The organism is Amycolatopsis keratiniphila subsp. keratiniphila (assembly GCF_001620365.2).
Taxonomy (GTDB): Bacteria; Actinomycetota; Actinomycetes; order Mycobacteriales; family Pseudonocardiaceae; genus Amycolatopsis; species Amycolatopsis keratiniphila.
The window spans coordinates 126,380-153,263 of record NZ_LQMT02000011.1; the positions used below are offsets into that span (position 1 = coordinate 126,380).

Annotated in this window: 33 protein-coding genes; 16 read left to right on the forward strand and 17 right to left on the reverse strand. The window is 66.5% G+C overall.

Annotated features, from left to right (window positions below; genetic code table 11):
• The first annotated feature begins 355 nt into the window (after window positions 1–355).
• From AVR91_RS11525 to AVR91_RS11535, 3 genes are all read left to right on the forward strand, one after another.
• Entirely contained in the window at window positions 356–949 is a 594-nt protein-coding gene (locus AVR91_RS11525; RefSeq protein WP_063275195.1) for a TetR/AcrR family transcriptional regulator, read from the forward strand.
• A gap of 2 nt (window positions 950–951) precedes the next feature.
• Complete coding sequence (locus AVR91_RS11530) at window positions 952–1,800, forward strand: oxidoreductase (RefSeq protein ID WP_063275194.1); 849 nt, start codon at window positions 952–954, stop codon at window positions 1,798–1,800.
• A 601-nt stretch (window positions 1,801–2,401) separates the two neighbouring features.
• The gene (locus AVR91_RS11535; protein ID WP_063275193.1) at window positions 2,402–2,674 is read left to right on the forward strand and encodes a GlsB/YeaQ/YmgE family stress response membrane protein; all 273 of its coding nucleotides are present in this window, start codon (window positions 2,402–2,404) and stop codon (window positions 2,672–2,674) included.
• A gap of 159 nt (window positions 2,675–2,833) precedes the next feature.
• Here AVR91_RS11535 and AVR91_RS11540 read toward each other — a convergent pair whose 3' ends face one another.
• From AVR91_RS11540 to AVR91_RS11555, 4 genes are all read right to left on the reverse strand, one after another.
• Window positions 2,834–3,154, reverse strand: coding sequence for a hypothetical protein (locus tag AVR91_RS11540; protein ID WP_143253963.1), 321 nt, complete (start codon window positions 3,152–3,154; stop codon window positions 2,834–2,836).
• Window positions 3,148–3,987 carry a hypothetical protein gene (locus AVR91_RS11545; protein ID WP_143253964.1) on the reverse strand — a complete coding sequence of 280 codons (840 nt, stop codon included), beginning with the start codon at window positions 3,985–3,987 and terminating at the stop codon, window positions 3,148–3,150. The genes AVR91_RS11540 and AVR91_RS11545 overlap by 7 nt, the downstream gene beginning before the upstream one ends.
• Window positions 3,988–4,041: 54 nt before the next feature.
• Window positions 4,042–4,173, reverse strand: a complete 132-nt coding sequence (locus AVR91_RS11550) for a DUF2610 domain-containing protein (RefSeq protein WP_083737503.1) — start codon at window positions 4,171–4,173, stop codon at window positions 4,042–4,044.
• Between the two features lie 71 nt (window positions 4,174–4,244).
• Entirely contained in the window at window positions 4,245–4,772 is a 528-nt protein-coding gene (locus AVR91_RS11555; protein ID WP_063275190.1) for a hypothetical protein, read from the reverse strand.
• A gap of 304 nt (window positions 4,773–5,076) precedes the next feature.
• Between AVR91_RS11555 and AVR91_RS11560 the strand changes: the two genes are divergently transcribed.
• The 3 genes from AVR91_RS11560 to AVR91_RS11570 all read left to right on the forward strand — a co-directional run bounded on the left by AVR91_RS11560 (window position 5,077) and on the right by AVR91_RS11570 (window position 7,129).
• Window positions 5,077–5,523, forward strand: coding sequence for an SRPBCC family protein (locus AVR91_RS11560; protein WP_063275189.1), 447 nt, complete (start codon window positions 5,077–5,079; stop codon window positions 5,521–5,523).
• A gap of 188 nt (window positions 5,524–5,711) precedes the next feature.
• Window positions 5,712–6,065 carry a DUF4440 domain-containing protein gene (locus AVR91_RS11565; protein WP_143253965.1) on the forward strand — a complete coding sequence of 118 codons (354 nt, stop codon included), beginning with the start codon at window positions 5,712–5,714 and terminating at the stop codon, window positions 6,063–6,065.
• A gap of 26 nt (window positions 6,066–6,091) precedes the next feature.
• Window positions 6,092–7,129 carry a potassium channel family protein gene (locus tag AVR91_RS11570; protein ID WP_063275187.1) on the forward strand — a complete coding sequence of 346 codons (1,038 nt, stop codon included), beginning with the start codon at window positions 6,092–6,094 and terminating at the stop codon, window positions 7,127–7,129.
• 4 nt (window positions 7,130–7,133) lie between these two features.
• On the opposite strand, the gene AVR91_RS11575 is transcribed toward AVR91_RS11570, so the two are convergent.
• The 3 genes from AVR91_RS11575 to AVR91_RS11585 all read right to left on the reverse strand — a co-directional run bounded on the left by AVR91_RS11575 (window position 7,134) and on the right by AVR91_RS11585 (window position 9,651).
• A complete protein-coding gene (locus AVR91_RS11575) occupies window positions 7,134–7,349 on the reverse strand; it encodes a hypothetical protein (RefSeq protein WP_063275186.1) in 216 nt (71 codons plus the stop codon).
• A gap of 236 nt (window positions 7,350–7,585) precedes the next feature.
• Entirely contained in the window at window positions 7,586–8,974 is a 1,389-nt protein-coding gene (locus tag AVR91_RS11580) for a sensor histidine kinase (protein ID WP_063275185.1), read from the reverse strand.
• Window positions 8,971–9,651 carry a response regulator transcription factor gene (locus AVR91_RS11585; RefSeq protein ID WP_076153402.1) on the reverse strand — a complete coding sequence of 227 codons (681 nt, stop codon included), beginning with the start codon at window positions 9,649–9,651 and terminating at the stop codon, window positions 8,971–8,973. Before AVR91_RS11585 ends, AVR91_RS11580 begins: the two co-directional genes overlap by 4 nt.
• A 125-nt stretch (window positions 9,652–9,776) precedes the next feature.
• On the opposite strand from AVR91_RS11585, the gene AVR91_RS11590 reads away from it, so the two are divergent.
• Window positions 9,777–10,244 (forward strand): hypothetical protein, encoded by a 468-nt coding sequence (locus tag AVR91_RS11590; protein ID WP_063275184.1) that lies wholly within the window; start codon window positions 9,777–9,779, stop codon window positions 10,242–10,244.
• 103 nt (window positions 10,245–10,347) lie between these two features.
• Window positions 10,348–10,902: a hypothetical protein gene (locus AVR91_RS42775; RefSeq protein ID WP_143253966.1), complete on the forward strand. Its 555-nt coding sequence runs from the start codon at window positions 10,348–10,350 to the stop codon at window positions 10,900–10,902.
• A gap of 252 nt (window positions 10,903–11,154) precedes the next feature.
• On the opposite strand, the gene AVR91_RS11600 is transcribed toward AVR91_RS42775, so the two are convergent.
• Window positions 11,155–11,835, reverse strand: coding sequence for a winged helix-turn-helix transcriptional regulator (locus AVR91_RS11600; protein ID WP_063275182.1), 681 nt, complete (start codon window positions 11,833–11,835; stop codon window positions 11,155–11,157).
• On the reverse strand, window positions 11,835–12,050 hold the full coding sequence (locus AVR91_RS11605; RefSeq protein ID WP_063275181.1) for a hypothetical protein: 216 nt from the start codon (window positions 12,048–12,050) through the stop codon (window positions 11,835–11,837). The genes AVR91_RS11600 and AVR91_RS11605 overlap by 1 nt, the downstream gene beginning before the upstream one ends.
• A 187-nt stretch (window positions 12,051–12,237) precedes the next feature.
• Here AVR91_RS11605 and AVR91_RS11610 point away from each other — a divergent pair, with 187 nt between their 5' ends.
• A complete protein-coding gene (locus AVR91_RS11610) occupies window positions 12,238–12,696 on the forward strand; it encodes an SPW repeat domain-containing protein (RefSeq protein WP_063275180.1) in 459 nt (152 codons plus the stop codon).
• 11 nt (window positions 12,697–12,707) lie between these two features.
• Here AVR91_RS11610 and AVR91_RS11615 read toward each other — a convergent pair whose 3' ends face one another.
• Both AVR91_RS11615 and AVR91_RS11620 read right to left on the reverse strand, forming a co-directional pair.
• Window positions 12,708–13,259 (reverse strand): carboxymuconolactone decarboxylase family protein, encoded by a 552-nt coding sequence (locus tag AVR91_RS11615; protein ID WP_063275179.1) that lies wholly within the window; start codon window positions 13,257–13,259, stop codon window positions 12,708–12,710.
• A 12-nt stretch (window positions 13,260–13,271) separates the two neighbouring features.
• Window positions 13,272–13,859 carry a TetR/AcrR family transcriptional regulator gene (locus tag AVR91_RS11620; RefSeq protein WP_063275178.1) on the reverse strand — a complete coding sequence of 196 codons (588 nt, stop codon included), beginning with the start codon at window positions 13,857–13,859 and terminating at the stop codon, window positions 13,272–13,274.
• Window positions 13,860–14,048: 189 nt separating this feature from the next.
• Between AVR91_RS11620 and AVR91_RS11625 the strand changes: the two genes are divergently transcribed.
• A complete protein-coding gene (locus AVR91_RS11625; RefSeq protein WP_143253967.1) occupies window positions 14,049–14,462 on the forward strand; it encodes a DUF6292 family protein in 414 nt (137 codons plus the stop codon).
• Between the two features lie 245 nt (window positions 14,463–14,707).
• Here the strand turns inward: AVR91_RS11625 and AVR91_RS11630 are convergent, their stop codons facing one another.
• Window positions 14,708–16,000, reverse strand: a complete 1,293-nt coding sequence (locus tag AVR91_RS11630; protein ID WP_063275176.1) for an ArsB/NhaD family transporter — start codon at window positions 15,998–16,000, stop codon at window positions 14,708–14,710.
• 490 nt (window positions 16,001–16,490) lie between these two features.
• Between AVR91_RS11630 and AVR91_RS11635 the strand changes: the two genes are divergently transcribed.
• A complete protein-coding gene (locus AVR91_RS11635; RefSeq protein WP_063275175.1) occupies window positions 16,491–16,937 on the forward strand; it encodes a CBS domain-containing protein in 447 nt (148 codons plus the stop codon).
• 10 nt (window positions 16,938–16,947) lie between these two features.
• On the opposite strand, the gene AVR91_RS11640 is transcribed toward AVR91_RS11635, so the two are convergent.
• Window positions 16,948–17,439: a beta-class carbonic anhydrase gene (locus tag AVR91_RS11640; RefSeq protein ID WP_063275174.1), complete on the reverse strand. Its 492-nt coding sequence runs from the start codon at window positions 17,437–17,439 to the stop codon at window positions 16,948–16,950.
• Window positions 17,436–18,953, reverse strand: coding sequence for a SulP family inorganic anion transporter (locus AVR91_RS11645; RefSeq protein ID WP_083715384.1), 1,518 nt, complete (start codon window positions 18,951–18,953; stop codon window positions 17,436–17,438). Before AVR91_RS11645 ends, AVR91_RS11640 begins: the two co-directional genes overlap by 4 nt.
• 172 nt (window positions 18,954–19,125) lie before the next feature.
• Between AVR91_RS11645 and AVR91_RS11650 the strand changes: the two genes are divergently transcribed.
• From AVR91_RS11650 to AVR91_RS11665, 4 genes are all read left to right on the forward strand, one after another.
• On the forward strand, window positions 19,126–19,569 hold the full coding sequence (locus AVR91_RS11650; RefSeq protein WP_063275173.1) for a CBS domain-containing protein: 444 nt from the start codon (window positions 19,126–19,128) through the stop codon (window positions 19,567–19,569).
• Between the two features lie 104 nt (window positions 19,570–19,673).
• Window positions 19,674–20,285 carry a TetR/AcrR family transcriptional regulator gene (locus AVR91_RS11655; protein ID WP_063275172.1) on the forward strand — a complete coding sequence of 204 codons (612 nt, stop codon included), beginning with the start codon at window positions 19,674–19,676 and terminating at the stop codon, window positions 20,283–20,285.
• Complete coding sequence (locus AVR91_RS11660; protein ID WP_076153400.1) at window positions 20,282–21,550, forward strand: glycosyltransferase; 1,269 nt, start codon at window positions 20,282–20,284, stop codon at window positions 21,548–21,550. Before AVR91_RS11655 ends, AVR91_RS11660 begins: the two co-directional genes overlap by 4 nt.
• A gap of 13 nt (window positions 21,551–21,563) precedes the next feature.
• Window positions 21,564–22,046 (forward strand): DUF6653 family protein, encoded by a 483-nt coding sequence (locus AVR91_RS11665; protein ID WP_063275171.1) that lies wholly within the window; start codon window positions 21,564–21,566, stop codon window positions 22,044–22,046.
• A gap of 5 nt (window positions 22,047–22,051) precedes the next feature.
• Here the strand turns inward: AVR91_RS11665 and AVR91_RS11670 are convergent, their stop codons facing one another.
• Window positions 22,052–24,490, reverse strand: a complete 2,439-nt coding sequence (locus AVR91_RS11670; protein ID WP_063275170.1) for a PEP/pyruvate-binding domain-containing protein — start codon at window positions 24,488–24,490, stop codon at window positions 22,052–22,054.
• Window positions 24,491–24,747: 257 nt separating this feature from the next.
• Between AVR91_RS11670 and AVR91_RS11675 the strand changes: the two genes are divergently transcribed.
• A complete protein-coding gene (locus tag AVR91_RS11675) occupies window positions 24,748–24,972 on the forward strand; it encodes a hypothetical protein (RefSeq protein WP_143253968.1) in 225 nt (74 codons plus the stop codon).
• 171 nt (window positions 24,973–25,143) lie between these two features.
• Here AVR91_RS11675 and AVR91_RS11680 read toward each other — a convergent pair whose 3' ends face one another.
• Window positions 25,144–25,350, reverse strand: coding sequence for a hypothetical protein (locus AVR91_RS11680; protein ID WP_063275168.1), 207 nt, complete (start codon window positions 25,348–25,350; stop codon window positions 25,144–25,146).
• A 21-nt stretch (window positions 25,351–25,371) separates the two neighbouring features.
• On the reverse strand, window positions 25,372–26,598 hold the full coding sequence (locus tag AVR91_RS11685; RefSeq protein ID WP_228708370.1) for a cation:proton antiporter: 1,227 nt from the start codon (window positions 26,596–26,598) through the stop codon (window positions 25,372–25,374).
• Window positions 26,599–26,884 lie beyond the last annotated feature (286 nt).

Sequence of the window (26,884 nt, forward strand, 5' to 3'; positions counted from 1 at the left end):
CCGGCTGAAATTCATGTGCTCCGCACCAGAACCGTCGTTCGCTCGAACGTCCGCTCAGCGGCATGAGCGGATATTCGATATGCGGCGAGCATCGGGGGGGGGCGAGCTGCCCGTGCCTGCCTGCGTGAGCAGTGACCTGATCGATGGCCGGCCGCAGAACCCAGCCACGGGCGTGTCCTCGGTGTGAGACTCCCCCGAGTGCTCCCGAGCCATCGTCATCCCGCCGAGATCTGTTGTCGGCCGTAGTCACTTCCCGAGCTGAGGCTTCGAGCGGGACGCAGCAGTGCGGTCTACGTCACGAAGAATTTTTTCGACACAGTGCCGATTTTCCTCTGCGCTGTGTCATAGTGGTGTCGTGGCAACGAAACGTCGTGAAACGCCGAGCAAGGGCGATTTGCGGGAACAGGCGATCCTGGACGCCGCCGAGGCGCTGCTCGAACGGGAACACATCGAGCCGATGACCGTCGAGTCGATCGCCAAGGGGGCGGGAATCTCCCGCGGCTCGCTGTACTTCTACTTCGGGTCGAAACAAGAAGTTCTCGCCGCGCTGGTCGCACGCACCGTCGCCCGGTTGCACCTGGACGATCAGTCCGCCGACCCCGGCTTGCCCGCGCACGACACCGTGCGAAGGGCTGTGGAGAACACAGCCCGCACCTGGCGTGAGCACGGACTGGTGATGCGGGCGGCGGTCGAGTTCGGCCCCGAAGTGCCCGAGATCGCCCGGCTGTGGCGCGACACCATCGCCAACAACACCGAGGCCATGACTCGTGTCCTCGTCGCGGCCGGGTTGCCCGACGAGGACGGCCCGACCGGCGCGGCGGCGCTCGCCCAGGCCCTGTGCTGGATGACCGAACGCAACTTCTACCACGCGTCGACACAACCCGGCGGCCTGGATCGCATGACCGAGACGATGGTCGAGATCTGGTGCCGTGTCCTACCTGGAGGGTAGCCATGCTTTTCCTGATCACCGGTGTCAGCAGCGGTCTCGGCCGGGCGTTCGCCCAAGGGGCGCTCGACGCCGGGCACACCGTCGTCGGCACGACCCGCCGGGAGGAGGACGCGATGGCGTTCGAAGCGCTCGCGCCGGGACGTGCGCACGCACGGCAGCTGGATGTCACCGACGACGACGCGGTGTTCTCGGTCGTGGGTGAGATCGAGACGCGGGTCGGACCGATCGACGTGCTCATCGCGAACGCCGGCTATGGACACGAGGGAGTGTTCGAGGAATCACCCCTGTCCGAGCTACGGGAACAGTTCGCCGTCAACGTGTTCGGTGTGGCCGCCACGGTCCAGGCGGTACTGCCGTTCATGCGCAAGCGTCGTGCGGGGCACGTGTTCGCGGTCAGCTCCATGGGCGGGCTGATGACCGTACCCGGGCTGGCCTACTACTGCGGCAGCAAGTACGCCGTGGAAGGCATACTGGAGACCGTCGCCAAGGAGGTCGCGGACTTCGGCGTGCACGTGACGATCATCGAACCCGGCTCGTTCCGCACCGACTGGGCGGGCCGATCGATGGTCCGCACGCAACGATCCATTCAGGACTACGACACATTGTTCGAACCCATTCGTGCGACCCGGCAGGCGGCCAGCGGCAACCAACTGGGTAACCCGGCCAAAGCGGCAGAGGCCGTCCTGAAGGTCCTGGAGGCCGAGAAGCCACCCGTGCATCTGGTCCTGGGCTCAGATGCGCTGCGACTGGTCACGGCCGGCCGCGCGGCGGTCGACAAGGACCTGCACGAGTGGGCGGAGCTATCCCGCTCCACCGACTTCCCCGATGGCCACCAGATCGCTTCGAACTGACCACGACGCGACCGGCGAGCCCACCAGGTTCCGCGCAGCGCTCGGGTGGACCTCCGCCAACGACGGCAACGTCGCCGCGGAAGTTCAATCCGGGGCAGACCCGACTGCCAGCCGACGCGGCGGCGTCACCAACCGATGAGGCCTATGACCGCTACCGCTGCTCCAAGCGTCGTTGGTGGGCGGCGGACGAACTGCGGCAGTGCCACGACAAGCTCCTGCCACTCTGGCAGGCAGGTTCGAACCCACGGCAGTCCCATCGTCGCGGTGTAACCGATCGAAGAAGTCAAGGGTACTTCTGCCGAACTGCTGGATCAGGTTTCCTCTTCGGAAAAGGAGCGGGGGCACCGGATTCCGGTGCCCCCGCTCCTTGTTCGTCCCGAGCCCGTCAGACGGTGCTCAGGTGACGCCCGGCGTTGTTCCAGCCTTAAGCGAGGACGTCGGCGTCGCTGCCGTTGCCCGCCGCGCCGGGGTGTCCGCCGGTGGTGACGCTGTGGTTCCTCGCGTAGCCGGTCGCACCGGTGGCACCGGCCCCCGCCTCGTTTGGCGCCCGTCTCCTGGTCTCCGTAGTCTGGGCTAGCTCGTCCGACCGTGGAGGGAAACGATGTTCTGGACCATTGTGGGCTGGATTCTGTTCGGCCTGATCGCCGGTTTCATTGCCCGGGCCCTGGTGCCGGGCAAGGACGACATCGGCCTGCTGCGGACGATCGTCCTGGGGATCGTCGGCTCGGTCGTGGGCGGCCTGTTGTTCGGCCTGCTCACCGTCGGCTTCCGCGGCTTCCAGCCGGCCGGCTGGATCGGCTCGGTCATCGGCGCGATCATCGTCCTGGTGATCTACAACAAGGTCACCGGCCGCAAGACCCGACCTCGCGCCTGACTGCCCGGGTTGCCCAGCCACCGTTGGTGGTGATGAACCACTTCTCGCGCTGCTTCTGGCTGCTGTGGCTGAACTCGACTCGTCCACCCGGCCGTCGCTCAGCTGCGGGCACGGGATTCCGCGGCAGCGTCCCGAATGGCTCGGCGGCAAGCTACGCGTTCAGTACCCTTGACCGAGGTCCAATCGGTTCAGTTCCCCGTCGGGAGCGCACGCCGAGTTCTCGGCGGCGGGCTCGGCCGTCGGGCCGGTGTCTCCGGTCGCTCCGAGTTCGATCGAAGCGCGCGTGACCCACGGTTTCGCGCGCAGCCGCGAGAAGATTTCCAGCGCCGAACGCAGCGGAGCGCGGGCGTCGCTGCGGCGTCTGTTTCGACGCAACCATTCGCCGTAGAGCAGTTCAGTGCGCGCTCGCTCGAAGTGCCGTTCGCCGGTCGAGTGCAATTCCAGCGCGCGCAGATACTGCGACTCGTCGTCGCTCAGCACGGCACGGCACGGCATCGTGCAGCGACGGCTTCCGCCCACGGCTGCCCACTCGCGGCCGCCCAGGCCTCGAATCGGCGGAAAGCGGGTTCGGCGCGGCCCGGATCACTCAGGCGGGTCGCCGCGATCACCACCGTCGTGTAGCCGAGCTGGCCCTGCCGCGAGGTTTCCAGCCGATCCAAAGTGGACTGATAGCAACCGAGAGCGAGGTCGAGCAGGGCGAGCGCGGCCACGCTCGCCGCGCCGCCGGCGTCCGGCGTCATCTCCGACAGCTCCTGGCAGCGCTGCTCGTCCCCTTCGATCGCCGCGACCCGCGCCACGACGGCGTTCAGCCTGGGCAGCCGCTGGTGTGATCCGGTGTCACGCGAGATTCGTACCGCCTCGGCCACCGACATGGCGGCGTCCCGGTGCAGGCCTGCCGAAACCTGAGCACCCGCGAGGTCCTGTAGTACCTGGGGGAGGACACCGATCAGCCCGTCGCGGCGGCAGCGAGCCACCGCGGCGGACGCGAGTTCTCTGGTCGCCGTGTCGTCGCCGATGATCATCGCGCTGTAGGTCCGGGCGGGGTCGGAGTCCGGTGCCCGCTTGATGAACTCGGCCGGCAGGGGCAATCCGGTCGCGAAGCCGTCGTCCACCAGTGCCGCCATGCCTCGTACCAGCGGGTCGGTGCCGTTCAGCGCCTGGTTCGCGGTGCGCACGGTTTCCCGGTCTCCGGAGAACCAGGCGTACCGGGCGCCGGTTCTCGCCATCGCCACCGCGTCGGCTGGTTCGACGTTACCGGCATGCTCGACCAGCAGACGCGTGGCCGCATGGCCGTCTCCCCGTTCGAACTCCACGGCCGCCCGCACCCGCGCCAAACCGGCGCGTGCCTTGGTGTCGTCGGTCAGCGGCTACGCCTGCCGGTACAGGCCGGCCGCTTGCTGCTGTTCGAGGGGGTGTGCGTCGGCGGCCGGCTCGCCGATGTAGATCGGGAACGGTGCCACGGAGTCGCCGAACTGGCCGGGGATGATGAAGTGCTGCATACCTCGTAGGTCGTCACGGCCGACGGATATGTCGCACTCTTCGCCGGTCGAACCCGTCGGCCTGCCCTTTGTTACCGGCCATCAGCCGCTGTCGGTTTCAGGAGATTCACGCCCAGCTCCTTGCGAGCAAGGGCGACCATCGCGTCGCGGATCGTGCGCATCCGTGCTTCGTCCTCGTCAGTTGCTGCCATGTTCCAACGCCCGAGCAGTTCGCGAGACTGCGGGCTGCCGTAAATCTCCAGCCCGATCACCGCGTCCACCTCCACCTGCACACGCTTCCCTTTGGGCCACGTCTGATCGAGTTCGGCCAACTTGTCCAGCTTTCTCTCGCGTTCGTAGCGCTTACGCCGAAGGCCCAGTTCCGCCACGAGTAACGCGGTGAGGTACGCCTCCCTGCGCTCCAGCGCCAATCGGTCTCGCGTGGCCGCCTCTTCCGTGCGGTGCGCCATCCGCTCCACCTGGCTCCGCCCCTGCCTGCCGGTCAGCCAGGTGAAGAACACGCCGGCCACCGCGGTCAGTCCGGTAGTAACGGGTGCTACCCATTCCCACGCCATCCCCTGATTCTGCCCCGTGGTGGCCTGCTTTGACAGCTGTCCCATCGCTCAAGCCGATTCGGCGGCGCGTTTACATATCCGCCGAACCGCCGCCGCTGCTGACTGCGAGACCGAAATTGCCGAGGTTCCGACGGGCCGCTCTCCGCCGCTTGGAGCGAAGGCGTTCGGCACGTCGACAAGCACATGTCGCGCTTCGTCTGGCAGCGTGGAAATTTGGGCACGCCCAATCATGACTCTGTCCACTATGGACCCGAATGGCCTTGTGGCCACAATCGCCTTACCAGCAGAGGCGACCTGTGGCACGATCCGGGGGCGTCAGCACAATTACCTTTCCCTGGAGGATCCAGCAGTGCGGTCGTACGACGTTTTGGCCGAATCGGTGGCGCCGCCGACGGTCGTGTGGGCATCGCTGCTCGATCCGCGGACGTGGCCCGCCTGGGCAGGAGTCGGCGAGCTGGACGTCAGCAGTTCAGAAGGTCTCTCAACGGATGGGCGCGACAAAGTGGGTGTCATCCGGGCTTTCCGGTCGGGCCGGACGCTGGTCCGGGAACGGATCACCGGCCTCACGCAAGGGAGGCGATTCGCCTACGAGACCGTGGAGAGTCCGCAGCTGGCGGATCACCAAGCCACGATCGACCTTCACGAGATCCCGGGCGGAGGGACCCGAATTCGTTGGCAGGGAACGTATTCCGTACGTGGGTTAGGGCTGCGTTCCTCGGAAAGGCAGGTGCAGCGGGCGATGATGAAAACCGCGGAAGCGCTCGCCGAGTACGCGGCCGGTCGAATCGTAAGGTGATTGTCAGGTTCAGCCGCGCCGATGTGCGGGACGCTGGTCGGCGTCCGGTGTATGCCGGATGACGGTGACGCGACAGCCCGGCGGTGCGGGCTATGACAGATCGGCAGGGCCCAGGCATGAATCGTGAAACGGTCGGATGATGAGCCCAGGTGGGGACGGTCGTTGCGCGGCATCGTGAAGCGGTAGCCGTGGAAGCGCTGGCAGGTCTGGAGCGAGGTGCCTGGAGTGTGCTCACCGGCCAACCGGCCTCCGCACGTTCGTTCTACGAGAACCTGCTTCACGATCGCGTCGTAGTACTCCTGATCGGCAAGAAGCCGATTCAGGAACGTGAGGCCGCCCTGGCCGCGTTGTGCGGGGCGACCTGGACGGCGTGCAGCCTCACCGGCTTGAGCGCGGCGAGGCTCAGTCAGGTGGTCGGCGCGGTCAATTACCGGGTCGCCGCCACCAAGGACGGGGTTCCTTACGTGGCCCGGGTGAGCAGCGTCTACGTTCGTCGAGGTGATGGCTGGAAGCTGACCTTTCATCAGCACGTCAGCTGGTGAGTGATCGCCGACGCACTGGAGATGGAGTGCCTTTCATATTGTCGAGGCTGCTGTCTCGCTGGCTTCTTGGACGAGGTTGGACGTTCCCTGTCGCGGTCGTCGTGTGCGTCTTCGTGACGAGCTGGCCGCTGATGCTGCTGGCAGAACCCGAGGGAAGCGAACTCGTCCTGCCGGGGAATTACTGGTGGTATTTCGTCGTAACGGCCACGACAGTGGGATACGGGGACTTCTCACCAGAGACCACCGCGGGGCACTTCGTCGGCGCCTACGTCATAGTGGGCGGAATCGTCACGATCACCACGGTATTCACCAGGCTCGCTTCGAAGCTCGAACTGGCAAAGGGACGTCGGATGCAGGGACTTGATGTCGTACGTGCGGAAGGGCATACGCTTCTGATCGGCTACACACCCGGCCGGACCGAGCGGCTCGTCGAGCAACTGCTCGACGACGGTGCGACCGGTTTGGTCTTGTGCGCGAATGATGACACAGCGGTGCATCCGATGCCCGCGCGGCCGGTGGATTTCGTCCGCGGCGAGCCGACGGCGGTGGCAGTGTTGACCAGAGCAGCCGTGGAAACGGCCCGCACTGTCTTGGTCGACATGCGTGACGACAACGAGGCCCTGGCCGTCGCGGTGACCGTGAACCACGCGAATCGGTCGGCGCACATGGTCGTCACCTTGCGGGACATGGCGAAGGCCGAACTCGTCCACTACGTGGACCCGCGGATCAAATGCGTTCAGTGGCACACGCCTCGCATGGTCACCGAAGAACTCACCTCTCCCGGCATCGCCGAGGTCTACTCGGAGCTGATGACGACAGGGGGAGCGAGCACCTACTCCGCGGTCTTACCCAGCTCGCTTGGCCGGTTGAGCACCGAGAAATGCAAGATCGCACTGGGCAGGGCGTTCGGTGCGACGGTTCTGGCGGCGCGTGCGGACGACGCCCTCGTCGTCAATCCTTCGTGGGACGGGGAACTCCCGGCCGGATCGACCCTTTACTACGTCGGCCCACGGCGCCTCGCGGACGCTGAAATCGAAGCCGTCCTGAGCGAATGCACACCGTAGGGCGCTATTGACCTTCGAGTGTACGGAGCACGCGAAACCGGGCGAGCCGGTGGAGCATTTCCCCCATGGCGTCGGGCTTGATCTGGCCTTCGAGTTCAGCGTGGGCGGCGCACACGATGTCGCTGACGGCGGATTCGGTGAGTGAGGACGCGAATTCCCGGGAGAGCCATTGGCGAACCTCGTCGGTGATGTCGTCGGTGTGGTGATCGTGGACGGTCATGCCCCTCCTCCTTTTCGACGACTTTTCTCATTGTGTCGGCGGCACGGATGTCTGCACCTGACGAGTGCCTGACGATTGAGCGGTACTCGGTGGGAGCGTGGGCGGAGCCGAACGGCTGGAGACCGTCGGGGTGGTGCTGGGCGCGAGCGTGGTGATCGGTTCGGGCTCGTCTTGGTCGGTCACGCCGCAGCCGCTCAGGAGCAGGACGGCGGCGACGGCGATGGCCGGGCGAGGTCTCATGCGGTCGCCTCCGGGAGTTCGACGACGAAGCGGGCGCCGCCCCCTGGCCGGTCTTCGACCCAGACGGTGCCGCCGTGGCGGTGGACGTGGTCGGCGACGATGGCCAGTCCGAGGCCGTTCCCGGTGTCGCGGTCGCGCCGTCCTGCGTGCAGGCCGCGAGCGAAGCGTTCGAAGATGCGTTCCCGCAGGGCGGGCGGTACGCCACTGCCGGCGTCGTCCACTTCCATTCTCGCGTGGCCGTCTCGTCTGCGCAGGGTGACGGCTACGGCGCCTCCACCGTAGCGGTCGGCGTTGTCGAGCAGGTTGGTGACGACGCGGTCGATGCGGCGGCGGTCGGCGGAGACGAGCGGGGTGTCCGGATCGGTGTCGAGAAGCGATTCGGAATCCCCTCTGCTGTCGAGGATGTTGCGCAGGAGGTCGTCGAGGTCCACCAGTTCGGCGGTCTCGGTGATGTCGTCCTGGTCGGCGCGGGAGATTTCGAGCAGGTCGATGACCATGCCCTGGAAGCGGCGCAGTTCCGCGTCGAGCAGTCCGAGCGCTTTGCGGGCGGTCGGGTCCATCGTGTCCTGGCGGCGGGTCATGACCTGGGTGACGTTGACCATCGTGGTGAGTGGCGAGCGGAGTTCGTGGCTGACGTCCGCGGCGAACCGTTTGTCGCGGCGTACTCGTTGTTCGAGCTGCTCGGTGGTGGTGTTGAAGCTCGTGGCGAGCGGGGCGAGATCGGGGTCGGTCTGGTGGGGGAGCCGGGTCGTCAGGTCTCCGCGTGCCACTCGCGCCGCGGCTCCGCGGAGCGCGGAGAGCGGCCGGAGCGCTCGTTTGGTGGTCCAGGCGCCGAGGGCCACCCCGAACAACGCGGAGACGACGGTGCCGGTGATCAGCAGGATGCTCAGGTAGCGGAAGGTCCGGTCCAGCTCCAGGAGGGGGTACAGCTCGACGTAGATGCTCTTGTCGCTGCCTACCGGGGTCGCGATGGCGAGTACGGGGATGCCGTCGGCGGTGAACCGTTGCCGCGCGGCGATGCCATCTCTCGCGCTCTTCAGCAGGGCCGCCGGGATGGCGCGGGGATCGATCTGCCGTCCGCTGGTGAGCCAGCCGTCGGGCCGGGACAGCAGGATCGACGAGTCCGGTCCGCTGGCGAGCCCGGTCAGGAGTTCGGTGAGGTTGTCGGAATGTTCGGCGAGTGCCTTGTCGACCAGGCCGACGTTGACCTCCGACTGCCGCAATGTGCTCTGCTCGCGCTGATCGAGCATGTAGCCGGTGGTCAGATTCCAGGTCGCGACGCCGAGGACGGTCATCACGAGCGCGAGGCAGAGGCCGAACGCGCCGGCCACGCGCCAGCGGAGGGAGAGGCGCCGCAGCGCCGACCGGAGCTCCGCGCGGGTCATGATCCCGGAGTGATCTGATAGCCGCGACCGCGCACGGTCAGTACCAGGCTGGGGTTGTCGGGATCGGGCTCGACCTTACGCCGTAACCGTCTGATGTGGACATCCAGCAGGCGGGTGTCTCCGAAATAGTCATGCCCCCACACCCGCTGCAACAGCTGTTCCCTGGTAACGACCCGGCCCTCGGCCGTAGCGAGCTCGATCAGGAGACGGAACTCGGTGCGGGTCAGGTGCACCGGGTATCCGTGTCGAAGCACGCTTTCCTTGTCAGGTTGGATTTCCAAGTCGCCCAGATTGAACGTGGTCGGGGGAGGTGGCGCGGTGCGGCGGAGAAGAGCACGGATCCGCGCCGCGAGTTCTCCGGCCACCAAGGGCTTGGTGACGTAGTCGTCAGCTCCGGCTTCCAGGCCCGCGATCACGTCCTGGGTATCCGCGCGGGCGGTGATCACGATGATCGGGAGCGCACCTTGATCACGCACGGAACGGCAGACGGTGAGTCCATCGATTCCCGGTAACATGAGGTCCAGAAGAATGACGTCGAACCGGCCTGCCGCGAGCAGCTCCAGTCCGTCCTCGCCGGTCTCCGCGCATTCGACGTCGAAGCCCTCGTCGGCTAGCGCCAGGCTCAGAGCTTCGCTGATCATCACGTCGTCCTCGACGAGGAGAACACGGGTGGGCACAGTCGGTATCTCCTTCCGGCGGTCAAGGCTAACAGGCTCCGATCGTAAGGCACTCGTCAGTTTCAGGGGCCTCGGATCGTGTCAGGGTGGAATAACGCTCACCGAAACACGGGAGGAACACGCCCATGACCGCCGACGTCGTCACGCCACAAGCCGAAGTCTCTCCCGCCATGGGAAACCCTCCCAAGGTACGACGGCTGCGCGATGACGCGGACCGGTCCTGGGCCATCGCGGACGGGCATCGGACGCTGGCCGAGGAGATCGAAACGGGTGGAGAACCCGATGCTTTCACCCGTGCCAAGTCGCAGCGGCTACTCGGCGAAGTAGCCGCGCACCATGGGTTCGCCTATCACGAGCTCGCCAATGCCGCGGAAGCCCGCGCGGCTGCGAAAGCCCACCCTCGTGAGTCTCCACAATGGAAGCTCTTGATCGATCGCTCGTTCACGGCGATCCGCCGGGCCGAGGCACATCACGAACGTGCCGCGGCGTTCTCGGCCAGAACCGCCGGCGATGAGGCGGCCGCCCGACGACACGAACTCGCTGCCAAAGAGGCGGACAGGCGCGCGGTGGAGTCGTTCACCGCGGCGGGCTGATGATCACTGCTGCGATTCGATCGTAAGGATTTCGTCAGGTCGGTCCGCGGGGTTTCATGTCACGCTCGGCGTGCGCTCGATATCCGACAGAACGAGGACGACGATGGGTCTCACAGTCAGCCTGCGTAGCAGGGCCCTGACCGAACTGTCTTACCTGGGCCGGGCGAAGTCGTCGGTGGAAACCAATGGAGCGCTGGATTCCGCGGACAGTGTCGACAGCGGATTTCAGCGCTCCAAGCGTCTGCGGGAAGAAGCCGCTCGGGTCCGCGCGGCAGCCGGGGCGTATCTGGATCTTGCGGCCGAGTCGATGGCGTCCGGTGCCCCTGCTCAAGCACAGACGCATCGGGAACTCGCGGAATTGGCTGCCTGTCACTACCGGGCCTACGACGAGTTGGCCGCGGCGGCGGAACATCGGAGCAGGGCCAGGCGGTTCCCGCGGGGAATGAGGGCGCGTGAGATCGAGATCCACCGTGCCTACGCGGCGATCCGGCGGGCCGAGGGGCACCGGGAACGAGGCGAGGAGATCCGTCGACGAGGCGACGTCTTCGCGGCGCTGCGTCATCGAGAACTCGCGGGCGAGGCGGAGGAGAAGGCGAGAATCGCCGATCTTCGATCGTTCGAACTCATGGGGAACGGATCGAGCGAGGAAACGACGTGATCGCCGGCAGCACCGTGCGGAGGATCTTCGGCAGGCCGGATCCGTTCTGCCTGTTCGCCGTGATCCCGGCCTTCCTGGTGGCGGTCCTCATGGCTGTCCTGGATTTGTGGTCGCTCGCAGGTGCCGGCTTCGCGTTCGCCGGCCTCGTGATGCTCTTCGATTCCTGGGTGAACCGTCCTGCTCCGGATTCGAGGCGTCGGGTTCATCGGCGAGAAATCCCTGAGCGACAAAGGAGGTCGGGTCTCGCTGGTCCTATAAGGACAGTATCGGTGTATCGGAGTCGGTAGAATCGTCACGGGCGAATCGGCTGGTGCCCAGCCATGTGATGGCTTGACGTACGGAACTCCGTGGCCCGGTGATGATGATCGCTCTGTCCCGCAAGGCGTCGAGCCAGTCGGCGTGCCCGAGCCAGACACGGGTCAGGGTGCCGACCGTGCACTCGATCCGCATCGATTGCGGAAGCTTCGGATCGTGCACGGTCGCGGCGACGACCGATCGGGAAAGCACGAGCCACCACCAGCGCGGTCCAGGCGATTCGGTGAACCGGAAGTGGATCGACACGGCGTCCGGCGGAAGCAGGTCGCGATCGATTTCGCGGGCGATGTCACGGAGAACCAGGGCAGGGTCGAGATCGCCGTGTCGCGGTGGAGGAAGGTGTCGTGCACCCCAGCGGCCGAGGGGCTCGATGACATCGGCCAGCTTCCGGCCCGCTTCGGTCAACTCGGCCCGACGGGGGCGAAGCACGACGAGACCCGTGGCCTCCAGCTTGCGAAGCCGTTTGGTCAGCAGTCCGGTCGACATGTCCGGAACACCTGCCGCGATGTCGGTGATCGCGGTGCTGCCGTTAAGTAGTTCGCGGATGATCAGCAGCGTCCAGGGTTCGCCGACCACCTCGGCCGCCAGGGCGATCGGGCAGTGCTGCTCGTAGCGCATCACAGCACCTGCACGACTCGCGCGATGCGGTCTCGTGCGAGTCGATGCAGCATCTCGCCGATCGCCTCCGGCACGATTTGATCCCTGAGATCGCGATGGGTCGCACGGACGATCGCGCCCACTGCCGTGGGTGACAGCTTCGTCGAGAACTCGCTGGCCAGCCAGACGGTCACGTCGTCGACGACGTCCTGGGCCTTCGGTGTCTCCACGCTCATCGCTCTCCTAGGTGCCGGGTTCTCCGGCCATTCTTCCGGCTTGGCACCCAGGCGAACCTGACGACTGTCTGACGATTGTTCGCGAAGGGATCGCAAGGGGATCGTCAGGTCAGGCGCTCCGCGTATCGGTCACCCTTGGCGAGGAACATCCGTCGGACGCCCGACACAGTGAGGAGCCGGCCAGGGCATGGAACCACGCTCGTCCAAGACAGTCTCACGACGAACAGCCGCCGATGACGCCGATGACACGGGCCGGCTGACGGCCGGGGTCGCCGGGGCCTGCGTGTTCCTGGCCGGGATGTGGCTGGTGCTTTCGCCGTTCGTGCTCGACCATGAAAAGACTGGGAACCCGTTCGCCGGGTACTCGAACGACGTACTCGTCGGCATGGCGCTGGTGGCTTCAGGCGCTGCCTCTCTGGTCGAGCCGAATCGTGGTCGATGGTGGGATTCGGCGCGCCCCTTGGTCGGAGTGTGGCTGCTCGTGGCACCGTTCGCCTTGGGCTACAACGCGGGAGCACCGGCTCCTGGCGTTACGACCAGCGATCTCGCGGTCGGCACATTCGTCCTGCTCATCTGTTTCGTCGTCAGAGCCCCGTCGGAGAGCAGTCCACGGCAGCGGTCCGACGACGACCTTCCGAGGAACTGAATACGGGTCGGTCAGGGGCGTTTCCATTCCTGCCCTGCCCAGGCTGGGTCGAGCGGGGTGTGGGCGATGTGGTTGGTGTAGTTGGACAGGGTTTTCATCCCGACGCCGAGGATGACGTCCATGATGTGGCGTTTGGTGTAGCCCGCGGCGAGGAATTCCCCGACTTCGTCGTCGGGCACCCAACCTTGGCCGGTGACCATCGAGGTGGTGAAGCGGCGTGCGGCATCCAGCTTAGCGTCGGCCAGGGGTTTGCCGTCCCTTAGCGCGGCGACCGTGTCACTGTCCACACCGGACTTGAGGGCGAGGGTGGAATGGGCGGCGACACAGTACTCGCATCCGTTCTGGACACTGGCGGTGATCCAGACGACGTGTTTCGCTCTGACCGGGAGCGACGACTTCCCGAACAGTTCCGCCAATGCGTTGTAGCCGGCCAGCAATTCGGGCGACTCGGCCATCACCGCGTTCAGCGTGGTGATGAAACCCATACGCCGTTTCGCTGACTCCAGGTGCGGCCGGGAGGCCTCAGGAGCGCTGGTTTCGTCGTGAAGGGTGAACTCAGGCATCCGGATTTCCTTTCAGGCGGCCAGCAGGCTGATCGTGGCCGACACGGTCTCGGTGAGCGTGTCCGGTTCCGCGCCAGCGCGAGACCGGAGGTTGACCCCGTATGCCAGCAGTGCCAGCATGTCGGCTGCCGCGGCCGCCGACACACCCCGGCGCATTTGACCCGTCGCGGCGGCATTCTCGACAGCGGCGCGCATCGCGGCACGCAGCTGGTCGTGGTGCAGTTGCAGCACTTCGCGCACGTCGGGGTCGTCGTTCCCGCCGTTGGCATGCGCGTTGGAGATCATGCAGCCCCAGCGCGCGTACTCCCCCGAACAGCGAGCGCTGATCAGCCCGGCGAAGAAATCCGAGATCGCCGGCAAACCCCGGGCGTCCTCGGCGAGCCGCCGCATGACCGGCTCGGAACGCTGCGAGACATAGCGACGCAACGACTCCACATAGAGATCCCGCTTGCCGCCGAACGTCGCATACAGGCTCGACCGGTTCACCCCCGTCGCGGTCACGATCTCCTGAACACCGGTCGAATCCACACCCTGACGCCAGAACAGCCGCACGGCCGAGTCGAGCACCGCGTCCGGATCGAAATGCTTCACATCGGACATCGCCCACCCCGCTATCTTGAAACGTTCGTTCCAAGATAGCGGGTCGCCTGCTCGTTTCGCAAGCCATAGTCGGGACCCTGGATCGTAAGGAATTCGTCAGGTGGGATTGCCGGCCCGTGCGGGAGCCTGTTCGTGGGCCGACCAGCGGTTGCCGTCGGCCTAGAGCTATGGCGATCAAGGGGAATGGCGATGCTTGACCGCGGTCCCGCGCCTGAGGAGATCGGCCTGGCTGCCTACGTGACGGCGGTCGCCGATGAGGTCCAGGCTGTGGTGGGCGGCGCGATCTGGGAAGCGCGCCCCTCGCTCATGGCCTACATCGCGCTCTCCTCCGAGTGTGTGCTGCATCCCGGCCGAGACGTGATGCTGACCTGGTCACCCACACGAGGCTGGGAGGCGGCGCTCGAGGCGGCGATTGACGGGCCCATGCTCCTACTGGCACGACTCGGCGAGCAGGTCGCCCCTGACCCGTCGGTCGTCGCACGGTTCGCTGATGAGGTTCTTCGTGGCGAAGCTCGCTGTGAAACCAGTCTTCCGACCCTTCCTGATGGCGTATCTCTCGCCGGGGAACTCCTGCCCTACGTCTTTCGCGTCTGGCTTGCGTGACCTGGTGTGGAGAGCGTGCTCTGACCAGGATTTGTTGCTGTGGAAGCAGAGAAGACGAAGGCCCCGCGCCGAGGGGGGAGGAGCGCGGGGCCTTCTACGAGGTAGCGTAGCGTCGGACTTTGGATTCGGCAGCGATGTACGGCCACTGGTTACGAATTCGTAGAGATCGACGCGCTTGACCTGTTCTGGGCAAGCATGCGTGCCCATCGTTCTGACTTCTCCGAACCGCGGACGGCTGGATCGCTCTATGCCAGGACGAAGTAGCGGAGCCAGAGGTAGGGCGCGGCGACGAGGACGGTGATGAGGGTGATGACGACGCCCTTTTTGGTGAATTCCCAGAAGGAGATGGGGCTTCCGGCGCGTGCGGCTATGCCTAGTACGACGACGTTCGCGCTGGCGCCGATGGCGGTGGCGTTGCCGCCGAAGTCGGCTCCGAGGGCGAGGGCCCACCAGAGGGCTTCGGAGTGGTTCGGGTCGGCGATGTCGTTGGTGAGGCCGAGGACCAGCGGGCTCATCGTGGCCACGTAGGGGATGTTGTCGACGACGCCGGACAGGAGCGCCGACACTCCGAGGATGAGCATGACGGCGAGGAGGGCGTTTCCTCCGGTGGCGTCGGCGGCCAGTTTCGCGAGATCGCCGATGACGCCGGTTTTGACCAGGGCGCCGATCATGATGAAGAGCCCGGCGAAGAACAGCAGGGTTTCCCATTCGACGCTCGCGAGGTAGTCCTTCGGTTTGGACTGGGACAGCAGTACAAGGGCGCCGGCGCCGAGCAGGGCGACGACGGAAGGTTCGATGTGGAAGATCGAGTGCCCGATGAACGCGGTGAAGACGCCTAGCAGCACTACCCCGCATTTGATGAGGAGTCGTTTGTCATGGATGGCTTCGCGCTCGTTGAGGGCCATGACGTCGGCGACGCGGTCCGGGTCGACGGTGAAGGAACCGCGGAACAGCCGTGGTAGTACGAGGCAGAAGACGATGAGCTCGATGGCCACGATCGGTGCCATGTTGACGAGGAAGTCGTTGAACGTCAGGCCGGCGCGGCTGCCGATGATGATGTTCGGCGGGTCGCCGATCAGGGTGGCCGCGCCGCCGATGTTGGAGGCCATGACCTCGGCGATGAGGAACGGGATCGGTTTGATGTCGAGCCGGTCGCAGACCAGCAGGGTCACCGGTGCCATGAGCAGCACCGTGGTGACGTTGTCCAGGAACGCCGATGCAACCGCGGTGATGAGGACCAGCAGGATCATGATCCGCAACGGTGAGCCCTTGGCTCGTTTGGCGGCCCAGATCGCGGTGAACTCGAAGACGCCGGTCTTTCGCAGGACGCCGACGATGATCATCATTCCGAGCAGGAGGAAGACGACGTCCCAGTCGACACCGGTTTCGTGGGAATAGAACGCGTCTTCGGATCCGACGACGCCGACGGCGAGCACGATGCCCGCACCGGCGAGGGCGGTGACCATCTTGGGGATCTTCTCGGTGGCGATGAACAGATAAGCCACCACGAACACGGCGACTGCGACGACGGCGCTCATGCCATGTCCCTGTGGAGCGAGCCGGAGGTGGATGTCTGCTGAAGCAGCTGCCAGAACACTTGCGTACTCACGAATCCCGTCCATGCCGATCGACCCGGCCCAGACGGGACGGGTTGTGCCGACCAGACTTCCCGGCGCTCCGTGCGTCAACATGCCGTAAGGAAGGGCGGGAGGCAACGGGGCGCGCGGCTCGCAGCCGAAGAGGGGTGATGGTTCGCCCACGACCGGCTGAGAGGCCTCCTGTACTCTGGAGTGTGTGCCGCACGTCACACGGGGCGCGGGAGATGGGGGAGCCGATGTCCGGACTGCTTGGTCCGATCGCGCTGATCGCCGTATTCGTCGTTCTCATGGCGGCGCTTCGGCTCGTCCACCTGAGGCAGGACCGCCGGGACGAGGCTGGGCCCGCCGGGCTGCCGAACGGACGTAAAGAATCGGACAGTAACGGCGGATGAGCCCGGCGGGCCCGTCGGCGACGTCCTAGTCTGAAGCCATGCATGCCGCCGAGATGGCCGAGGAATTCCCGGTCGTGGACATGGATTCCGACGCCCTCGATGCGGCGCGGCTCCTCGCCGAGCACCGCTTGCCCGGCATCGTGGTCACCGACCGGACCGGGTGCCCGCAGTCGGTTCTGCCCGCGTCCGAGGTGGTCCGGCTTCTCGTCCCGTCCTACGTTCAGGACGACCCGTCGCTCGCCGGTGTGCTGAACGAGTCGATGGCCGATCGTGTCGCCGACAAGTTGGGCGGCCGTAAGGTGCGTTCGCTCCTGCCCGACGAGCCGGCCGAGCTGCCGAGGGTGAATTCCGACGACACGATAATCGAGGTCGCGGCCATGATGGCGCGACTTCGCTGTCCTCTGGTCGCGGTCATGCGGGACAAGACGCTCCTCGGCGTGATTTCGGCGTCCCGGCTTCTGGAACTGGCGCTCGCCCCGCGTTGACGTCCTGTCGCTACTCGATTTCGGTCAATGCTCCGCCCTTGACGTCGTAGACGAAGCCACGAACGGCGTCGGTGTGCAGGAGGAAGTCCGAGCGCTTCACCCGTTGCATCGACCGGCGGACGCTGTCGGAGACCTCCCGGAAGGCTTCGACCGACCACGTCGGGCGCAGCCCGGTATCGGCTTCCAGTTCGTCCTTGAAGTCGTCTTCGGTCACCAGCGACAGCCCGCAGTCCGTGTGCTGCACGATCATGACCTCCCGGGTGCCCAGCTTGCGCTGGCTGAGCGCGAGCGAGCGGATCATGTCGTCGGTGACCACACCGCCGGCGTTGCGCAGCACGTGGGACTCGCCTTGGACGAGGCCGAAGATCTCGAACACACGTACTCGCGCGTCCATGCAGGTAAGAACGGCTACCCGGAGCGAAGGGCGAGGCGAGCGCCGGTCACCCGGTACCGCGTCGCCGAGCTCGAGGTTGCGTTTGAGGAGCACGTCGATCGCGGTCATGACTTTCCTTCGCTCGAGCGGTCGGCGGCTTCGGGCCCCTCAGTCGCGGCTGCCGGGCTTCCTCTGACGACGGTTCTGAGCTTGCCGCGCTGGTCGGCGTTCGCGAGCGCGACGAGCTTGTGCTCGACGTGGCGCGGCAGATCCTTGAGATGGAGCTCGACGTCGGCCTTATGGGAGTGATCGATGAAGGTCAGCAACCCCTTCGCTCCGGACATGTCCATGTAGCTGACGTTTTCTAGGCTCAGCGACACTTTCGATTCGTTGTCGCGTAAACGGGTCAGGACGCGATCGATGGAGAGGAACGACAGCGGCCCTTCGACGCGGTAGGTGCCCGTCTCGTCGTAGACGACCGATGCCTTACCTCGCCGTGATTGCGCGAAGTGCACGACAAGTGCCACGGCGACGCCGACAGCGACAGCCACGGTCAAGTCGACGAGGACCGTGATGATCATCGTCGCGAACATCACGACGACGTCGCCTCGAGGGGTGACGTGGGTTTTGCGCAGGCTTTCCCAGTCGAACATGCCGATCGCGGTCAGGATCAGGATTCCGGACAGTACGGCGAGGGGAATGAACTGGACGGCCGCCCCGAGGCCCGCGACCAGCGCGAGCAGGATGACGCTGTGCGTCGCGGCCGACAGCGCGGTTTTGCCGCCGCTGCGGACGTTGACCACAGACCGGACGGTCGCCCCGGCGGAGGCCAGTCCGCCGAACAGGCCGCTCGCGATGTTGCCGAGCCCCTGCCCGACCAACTCCCGGTTGCTGCGATGCCGCCGGCCGGTGATGTTGTCCATGACCACCGACGTCAGCAACGAGTCGATCGAACCCAGCAGGGCGATACTGAGCGCGGGCAGAACGAGGGTGAGCAGCAAAGACCCGCTGAACTCCGGGAAGGTGAGGGACGGGATGGATTCCGGGATCTGACCGATGTAATCGACCGCGCCGTTGAGCGAGATCGATCCGATACGCAGATTCGTCAACAGCGACTCGGCGAACGGGAGGATCGCCGTGATGATCACGAGGGCGATCAGGCTCGCCGGAACCGACTTGATCACCCGCGCCGATACGAGCATGAGCACGATCGTGACCGCGACCACCAGGAAACTCTTCTGTACCTGGTCGAGCTCGCCGAGGATGATGATCAACGCGATACCGCCCATGAAGCCTGAGACCACAGGGTGCGGGATGAAGCGGATCAGCGATCCGAGGCGGCACAGTCCGAACAGGATCTGGAACGCGCCGGCCATGATGAAGGCGAGGAACGCGCCTTGAAGTCCATGTGCGGCGATCACCCCGGTGGCGACGACGGTGATCGGGCCGGTGGGGCCGGTCACCTGGGCGGGAGTCCCGCCGAACACCGCGGCGAAGAAGCCCGCGAAGATCGCGCCGTACAGGCCGACGAGGGCACCTTCGGAGGTACCGGTCGCGGTGATCCCGAACGCGATCGCCAGCGGTAGCGCCACGATGGCCACGGTCAGTCCGGAAAGAAGTTCTCTGGCGAAACGCTGGACCATCGGTCTCCGCTCTACGGCATGCCTCTACCTCGGCCCGAGGTGGGCCAGGCCGCCGACCAGACTTCCCGGCACTCCTGGGCGTAAAGATGCCCTAAAAGTGTGCAAAGGTGTAGTAAAGATCGACCTTGTCACCGGTTTGGCCCATTTGACCGGTTTGACGTATTCTTGTGCGATGCTCGCGGACGCCATCGCCGAAGCTTTTCCGGTCGTGCGCGTGGACTCTCTGGTCCTGGAAGCCGCGCGGCTCATGGTCGAGCACCGGTTGCCCGGTCTGGTCGTCACGGACGTGGAGGGATCACCGTGCTCGGTTCTGCCTGCCGCGGATGTCGTGAGGTGCCTGGTCCCGAGCTATGTCCATGAAGCTCCGGTTCTGGCCGCGGTTCTTTCGGAAACGATGGCGGACCGCGTGGTCGACAAGGTGGGCAGCAAGACTGTCGGTGAACTGCTTCCCGCGCGACCGCCTGAACTCGCGGTCGTCGATCACGATGACAACCTCGTCGAGGTCGCGGCCGTGATGGCCCGGCTGGGTTGTCCTCTCGCTGCGGTGTTGCGCGACGGCAGAATGGTCGGGGTCATCACCGCCTCCCGGCTGCTGGAGCGGGTGCTGGCGAGCTGATCGACCACCGTCGTGGTGGCTGCGGGCCGGCCGGGCGGCCGATTCGGGATTGGTACGCCTCAGTCGTCTTGACCGGGGCTGAACAAGTGTTCAATACTCTGAACATGGGTTCAGTTTCTGATCTGACCGCGCGGGCCCGGATCCGCGACGCCGCGTTGGCCAGATTCGGCGCCGACGGCATCGCGGGGACCTCGGTGCGGGCGGTGGCCGCGGATGTGGGGGTGTCGCCGGGGCTGGTGCTGCACCATTTCGGCTCGAAGGACGGGTTGCGGCAGGCGTGTGACGACCACGTGCTCGAGTCGATCCGGTCGGGCGGTGAGGCGGGGAGCGACGCGCTAGGCGAGGTGTTGCAGGCCGCCACGCCGGTGCGGCGGTATCTGGCCCGGGCGTTCCTGGACGGGTCGAGTGGCGCGTCCGCCCTGTTCACCGAGATCGTGGATCGCACCGAGGCATGGCTGGCCGACGGTGAGCGCGAAGGGTGGGTGCGTTCCTCGGACGACTCCCGGGCACGCGCCGTCGTGTACGTGTCGTGGCTGCTGGCGCCCCTCGTGCTCGGCGATCACGTCGGACGGCTGCTGGGCGGGGATCCGGCGGAGGCCGCGACCGCGGTCCGGGGAGCCAAGGCGGGGCTGGAGATTCTGACCAACGGCCTGTTCGCCGATGACCGCTGGCTGTCCGCCTACGCCGCCATCAACGGCGAGGAGCGAGCGAAATGAGGGCGTTGCTGGTCACCCACGGCACACGGGGCGACGTGCAACCGATGCTCGCCCTCGCGGTCGCCCTGCGCGCTCGCGGACACGAGGCGTTGCTGGCCGCGCCGGACTCGTTCGCCGACGCGGCGGGGGAGTACGACGTCGAGTTCGCGTCGTTGGGTGAGGGGCCGAACCGGCTGATGAACGACCCGGTGGTGCAAGAGGCCATCGAGGGAGGCTATCGCGGAGTGCGGGGCAAGATCACCGCGGTGCGGACCGCTCAACGGGTCAAGCCGCTGATGGCGGAGGTCTTGCACAACATCGGTGTGGTCGCGAAAACGTCCCGCGCGGACATGGTCGTGCACACGACCGGGGTACCCGCTCACCACGCCGCCGAGATGCTGGGCGTGCCCGCGGTCGTCGTCGCGCTGCAACCCGGCTGGATTCCCACCGGTGACTTCCCCTGCCCGATGATGCCCTTGCCCCGCCTGCCGAGGAGACTGAACCGCGCCACATATCTCGCCGTGGGCGCCATACTGCGGATGTACGCCGGTATCACCACTACGTGGCGTACCACCGAACTCGGATTGCCGCGCCGCCGGGGAAGCCACGACATCCTGCACGACGCGGACGGCGAGGACCGTCCGGTCCTGCAAGCCTTCAGCCGTCAGATCACCGTCTCCGCTCGCGATTGGCCCGATTCGGTGCACACCACCGGATTCTGGTACCTCCCGGCGGTGACGGGCTGGGAGCCGGACGCGGAGTTGCGTGCCTTCCTCGACGCCGGTCCCGCTCCGGTCTACATCGGATTCGGCAGCATGGCAGGCCGGGACGCGCGCCGCACCCGCGCGGTGGTCGAGGAAGCGGTCGGCCGGGCCGGTGTCCGCGCGGTGCTCGCCACCGGCTGGGGCGGCCTCTCCGCGGACGCCGGCACCGGCGATCTGTTCGTGATCGACCACGCCCCGCACGACTGGCTGTTCCCGCGGATGAGCGCGGTCGTGCATCACGGTGGCGGCGGCACGACCGGCGCCGCGCTGGCGGCGGGCGTACCGCAGGTGATGTGTCCGTTCGTCGCGGACCAGCCGTATTGGGCGGGCCGCGTGCACGCTGTCGGCGTCGCGCCGGCACCGATACGCCAGCAAAGCCTCACGGCCGACCGGCTGGCCGAGGCACTGCGACAGGCCACCGGTGACGCCGGAATGCGCGAGCGGGCCGCCCGGCTCGGCCGCGAGATGCAGGCCGAGAACGGGGTAGCCGTCGCAGCAGGTTTTCTCGAAACCCTGACCTGACAAGGAAATCACGATGGAAATCACCGAAGCGGTCGCGAAGACCTTCCGGATGGACGATGAAGCGTGGCGCCGTCATGCGAACCCCTGGAGCGTGTGGACCCGCTTCGCGGCCATTCCGCTGATGCTGCTCGCGGTCTGGAGCAGGACCTGGATCGGCTGGTGGTGCCTGGTGCCGGTCGCGGCCGTGGTCGTGTGGCTGTTCCTCAACCCGTCGGCGTTCCCACCGGTCGAGCCGCGCAGCTGGGCCGCCCGCGGGATCTACGGCGAACGCGTCTGGGCACAGGACAAAGCGTCGGTCCCGCCGGACCATCGCCGGGTACTGCGTGTCCTGGTCGTACTCGGCCTCGCCGGATTCGGCCTGATCACCTGGGGCCTGGTGATGCTGGACTTCTGGCCGACCCTCTTCGGAGCGGTCGTCGTCATCATGGCCCAGCTGTGGCGCATCGACAGGTTCGGCTGGCTTTGGGAACGCGCCGAGGAACAGGCGACCGCGTGAAGGTGTCAGTCTTCGTCCACTACCCGTACCGTTCCCGCGGTTCCATCGATGGTGATCAGCTGGCCGGTGGTGATCTCGTGGGTGGCGTCGCGGACGCAGATGACGGCAGGGATGCCGTACTCTCTGGCGACCGTGGGGCCGTGTGCGACCGGTGAGCCGGTTTCGGTGACCAGGCCCGCGGTGGTCAAGAACAGCGGGGTCCATCCGGGGTCGGTGGTCGGCGCAACGAGGATTTCGCCGGGCTCGATGTACGCACCGGCCGGATCCCGGATCACCCGGGCCCTCCCGGTCGCCTGGCCCGCCGCGCCGGCCATGCCGGTCAGCACGCCGTCTTGGACCGGCCCCGGCGGGACAAGCGCTTCCACGTCGGTTCCATCGGAGAGCAGGGCACCCGGGACAGTGGAGCGCCGTAGCTCCCGTCGGTGGTCCGCGCGGCGTGAGGCGACCAGTCGACGATGGTCGGTGGCGTCATGGACGGCCGCGCGTGCTTCGTCGAGTGTGAGGAACATGATGTCGTCGCGGCTCTCCAGCAGGCCGCGCGACACAAGATCATCACCGACGAGGAGGAGTTGGCGCCGGGAGGCTTGGATCGCGGGCAGCCACGCGAACTTTCCGATCTCCCGCAGGCCGGTGAGCTTACGCGACCGGCGCATGAGGAAGGTCGCGATCCGCCCGCGGACCGGCCGCCGGCGCCGAGCCCGGTGGGACAGCGTCTCGATCATCGCCTCGGCCTTGTGCGCGGCTTGGCGAAAACGTCGGTCCGGGGCAAGCTCGGGGTCGTCGACCCGGAGGTAGTTGGCGATCGTGGCGAACAACGGCGCCGGATCCTCGTCCCAGCGGGGCATGCCGACATCGATCTCGGCGGCCGCGCGCATACCGTACCTGTCGAGGAACCCGGCCATGCCGATGTCGGGTAGCTGCCCGGTGCGATACCGCGCCGCCAGTTCGTCAGGTGGGATGCCGAGGAAGATGTCGCGGTGCTTGCGCGCGTTCACCGCGAGGTTCCAGAGGAGCAGGTCCATCTCGGTGGTCACGTTGTGGGGCATGCCGCCCAGGACGATGTCGAGTTCTTCGTTGGAGGCGATGCCTTTCAGCAGACCGGAGGGCGCCGCGCCGAGGAAGATCCCGGCCATCAAGGGACCCATGAGCCCCAGCATGCCGTGGCTCATGATCGCCCGGTGTGAGTCCTCGATGACCCACCTCATGCGTTCCGCCGTGGTGGCCGAGTTCGAGGGCGGTACGGTCAGGCGCCGGATCTCCTCGACCGCACGGTACGAGCGGACACGCGCCGCGTCCGGGCGGGCGACGCTCGACGCGATTCCGGCGACCATGCTCGGCGCCAGCAACGCCGTGGCCCTGAGGATGTTGCCCAGCCGGAACGGAAGACCACGCCGCGGCGCGAAGCGGGGATCGGTCATCATGTGCTCGACGGCCCCTTGCACTCGCGGCCCGTACACCTGCAAAGACGTCGACAAGCGTTTGCGCATGGCCTTGTGCCGGACGAAGTCGGTCAGGTCGAAATAGAGCCGTCCACCGATGGGGACCATCCGAGGCAGCGGATCCCGCGGATCACCATGGACCCCGTGCGCGTGGAACCACAGCGCCGATCCGGCCTTCAGCAGCGAGATCCCCATCGGCGTGCAGGGACGGAGCATTCCCTGGATATGGCCGAACTCGAGATACAGCCGGGTCTCACCCGTTTCCGGTGGCAACGGGAACAGGGTGGTGATCGGCCGTGACTGCAGCAACCACAGCACGCCGTCGGAATCGATCGCCCACTCGATGTCCTGTGGAGAGCCGAAATGCCGTTGCAGGCGCAAGCCGGCGTCCCGGAGTTGCTCGAGCTCCTGCGTACCGAGACATCCTTCGGGCAGCTGTGGCACGGTTCGCGCGTGCCCGAGAACATAGTGATCGGGCACAACAGTGCCGTCGACGACCGCCGTTCCCAAACCTGGAGCGGCGTCGACGATCATCTCGGTGCGGCAACCCGTGATCGGGTTGGCGGTGAACAGAACACCTGCCACCACGGGGTCGATCATCCGCTGAATCACCACCGCCATGGCGGCGTCGTCGATACCAGCGGAGGCGCGGTAGGCCACGGCCCGGTCGGAATGCAGGGAATCCCAGCACTTGTGGATGGCATCGACGAGCGACGCGGGCCCGTTGACGCCGAGAAAGGTGTCCTGCTGACCGGCGAAGCTGGCGTCCGGCAGATCTTCGGCTGTCGCGCTGGAACGCACCGCGACCGGGCCGCCGCCAAGCCGCTCGTAGGCGCCGATCACCTCGTTCTCGGGGAGGTCTCGCGACGAATACGCCTCGACGGTCAAGCAGAAGCCGTCCGGGACACGCTCACCAACCTTGATCATCTCACCGAGGCCGGCGGCCTTCCCTCCTACCAGGTCGATCATCGACGCATCGATCTCGGACAGACGGATCAGTTTCATCTCTCCTCCTGTGGTGAGCTCAGGTGATTCGGCGGCTGGTTCGATACGCCATCGCGGCGAGGAGCGCCGGCGATCCGATGCCGCACGGGATCGTGTGTTCAGCGTGGCCGAGGAGCAGGGTTCCGGCGAAGGCAAGGAGAAGCCCGACCCAGTACCGCGCCGCTAGAGCTGCAGTGTTCTTCTTTGCCGGTGCGGTATCGAGATGCCGCCGGTAGAGCGCGGTCCAGACCTCCAGCTGACCCCATGGCGGTGAGTCCATGGCGGACCGATGGCGAAGGACGGTCGTCCCGGCTGCCGGAATGGCCATGTCGGTGGACCAGCCCGGCCGCGGCAAGGACCCGCAGAGCCGAGGCGACTGCCTGCCGGCCGGCTCGCAGCCGCCGGTGGAGATCGTCGAGCGAGCACGGGGCTTCGACCAGGATGTCCAGGGTGTCGACCACGTGGGTCGACTGACCAGCCGGGCCAGCTCTGCGGTGGTGTGATCGGACACTGGCCGTAGATCCCCTTCCCGCGTCGGGATGGTTGGGCCTACACGATAGGCGCGCATTGTCGACCTTGACGTTTTCTCAACGGGGTTGGACCGGCCGGACGAAGCCGGTTCACCCGGTCTCCGGTGCCGTCCCGACTTCTGCAGGAGTATCGAGCGAGCCGCGTCACCCGTCGGGATCATCGCGGGGACCCGCACGCTTACCCGTCAGGGCGAGCCATAACAGGCTGAAGCCTGTGATCGCCAGGCCTAACGTGTCGGTCCACTGTCCCGTGAACTCACTGTTGACCCAGCCGAGCACCGCGGGAAGCTGCAGATACCAGTAACGCCGCGGAATGCCGCCGAGCAGCACCATGAACAGCACCGCGAACACCAGGGGGGTTGACGGTGCCCATCAAGAACTTTCTTTCTGTGCCTGGGCTTCCGGGCGTCCTGTCGGCAGGTTGTCGGGTGGTTCGATTCTGAGTGCCTTGGCGACGGGGACGTCGGTGGAGGAGTGCAGGACGATCGACAAGGCGATCGTGATGGCGACGAGGTCGAAGACGTGTTCCCCGGCGGGAATCCCGGCCTGGAGCGCGAGCAGGCCGTAGACGACGGACGCGAAACCCTTCGGCCCGAACCAGGCGGCGACTGATCGTTCCCGTGCGGGCAGTGGAGTGCGGATCAGGGAGAACATCATCGCGGCCGGCCGGATCAGCACGATGGCGATGATCGCGACGGCCCAGTCACCGAAGCTGAGATGTGAGAGCCGCTCGGGGGTGATGAGAGCGCCGAACACGAGCAGGGCGGCGAACTTCGTCGTTTCCGAGAGCAGGTCACCGAAGTGTTCGAAGTGCTCGGCCGAGACGCGGTCCATCGTCGCCAATGTGGCGCCGGCGGCGAACGCGGCGAGGTACGGGTTCGCGTGGGTGAGGTGGCAGGTCGCGTAGAGGATGACCGCGACCGCGAGCGGCCCCAGCGCTTGGAGGCGTGGTTCGGCGGTCAGGACTTTCAGCCGCCAGGCGAGCGCGATGACCGCGGGAATGGCGACACCGAGTACGAGACCGGCTACGAGTTCGACCGCGATCCCACCGAAATCGGTGTCCCGGTTCGCGGCGGTGGCCAGGAAGATGAGTACGAACGGCAGCGCCAAACCGTCGTTGAGCCCGGATTCGACATTAAGAAGCCTGCGCAGGCGCAGCGGTACGTCCGTCCGGCCGACGATGGCCGAGGCGAAGACCGGGTCGGTCGGGGAGAGGATGGCGCCGATCAGGAACGAGGTCGTCCAGTCCAAACCGGTGAGGTAATGGGTGGGCACGGCGATTCCGACCATGGTCAAGGGCATCGCCAAGCCGAGTGCGCGACCGGAGAGCCGCCAACCTTCCTTCAGAGAGGGCAGGCTCGCGCGCTGGCCATCGGTGAACAGCACAGTGAAGAGGGCCAAATCGGCGAGCCCGGTCACGAACGCGCCGTTCGAGGGAATGTCGACCAGCCCGAAGCCGCCCTGCCCGATCAGCGCACCGGCGACCAGGAACAGCAACGCCGTTGACAGAACCGTCCGGGCCGCGAGCCCGGACAGAGACACGCTGATCAACAGCACCAGACCGAACGCCAAAGCGAGCGCCATCACAACCCCGTCCACGTCGAACGGCCCACCCGGCATGGATGGGTCGTGCCGACCAGACTTCCCGGCGCTCCGCGCGTAAAGATGCCGTATGGAAGCCGCGGACGCAAACCAGCGCCGCGCCGGGGCAGTAGTCCAGCGGGCCGAAGGTCCCTGGCGCCAGGCGGAGAGCGGGAGTACCTTTCCTGCAGGTGCGCCGGGAAGCCTGGTCGGCAGTGATGTTCGCCGTCCGGGAAGGGAACGACCCATGCGCAGCGTCACCGGGGAACCTCACGCCGCCGTTCAGGCCGCCGGTTTGAGCAAG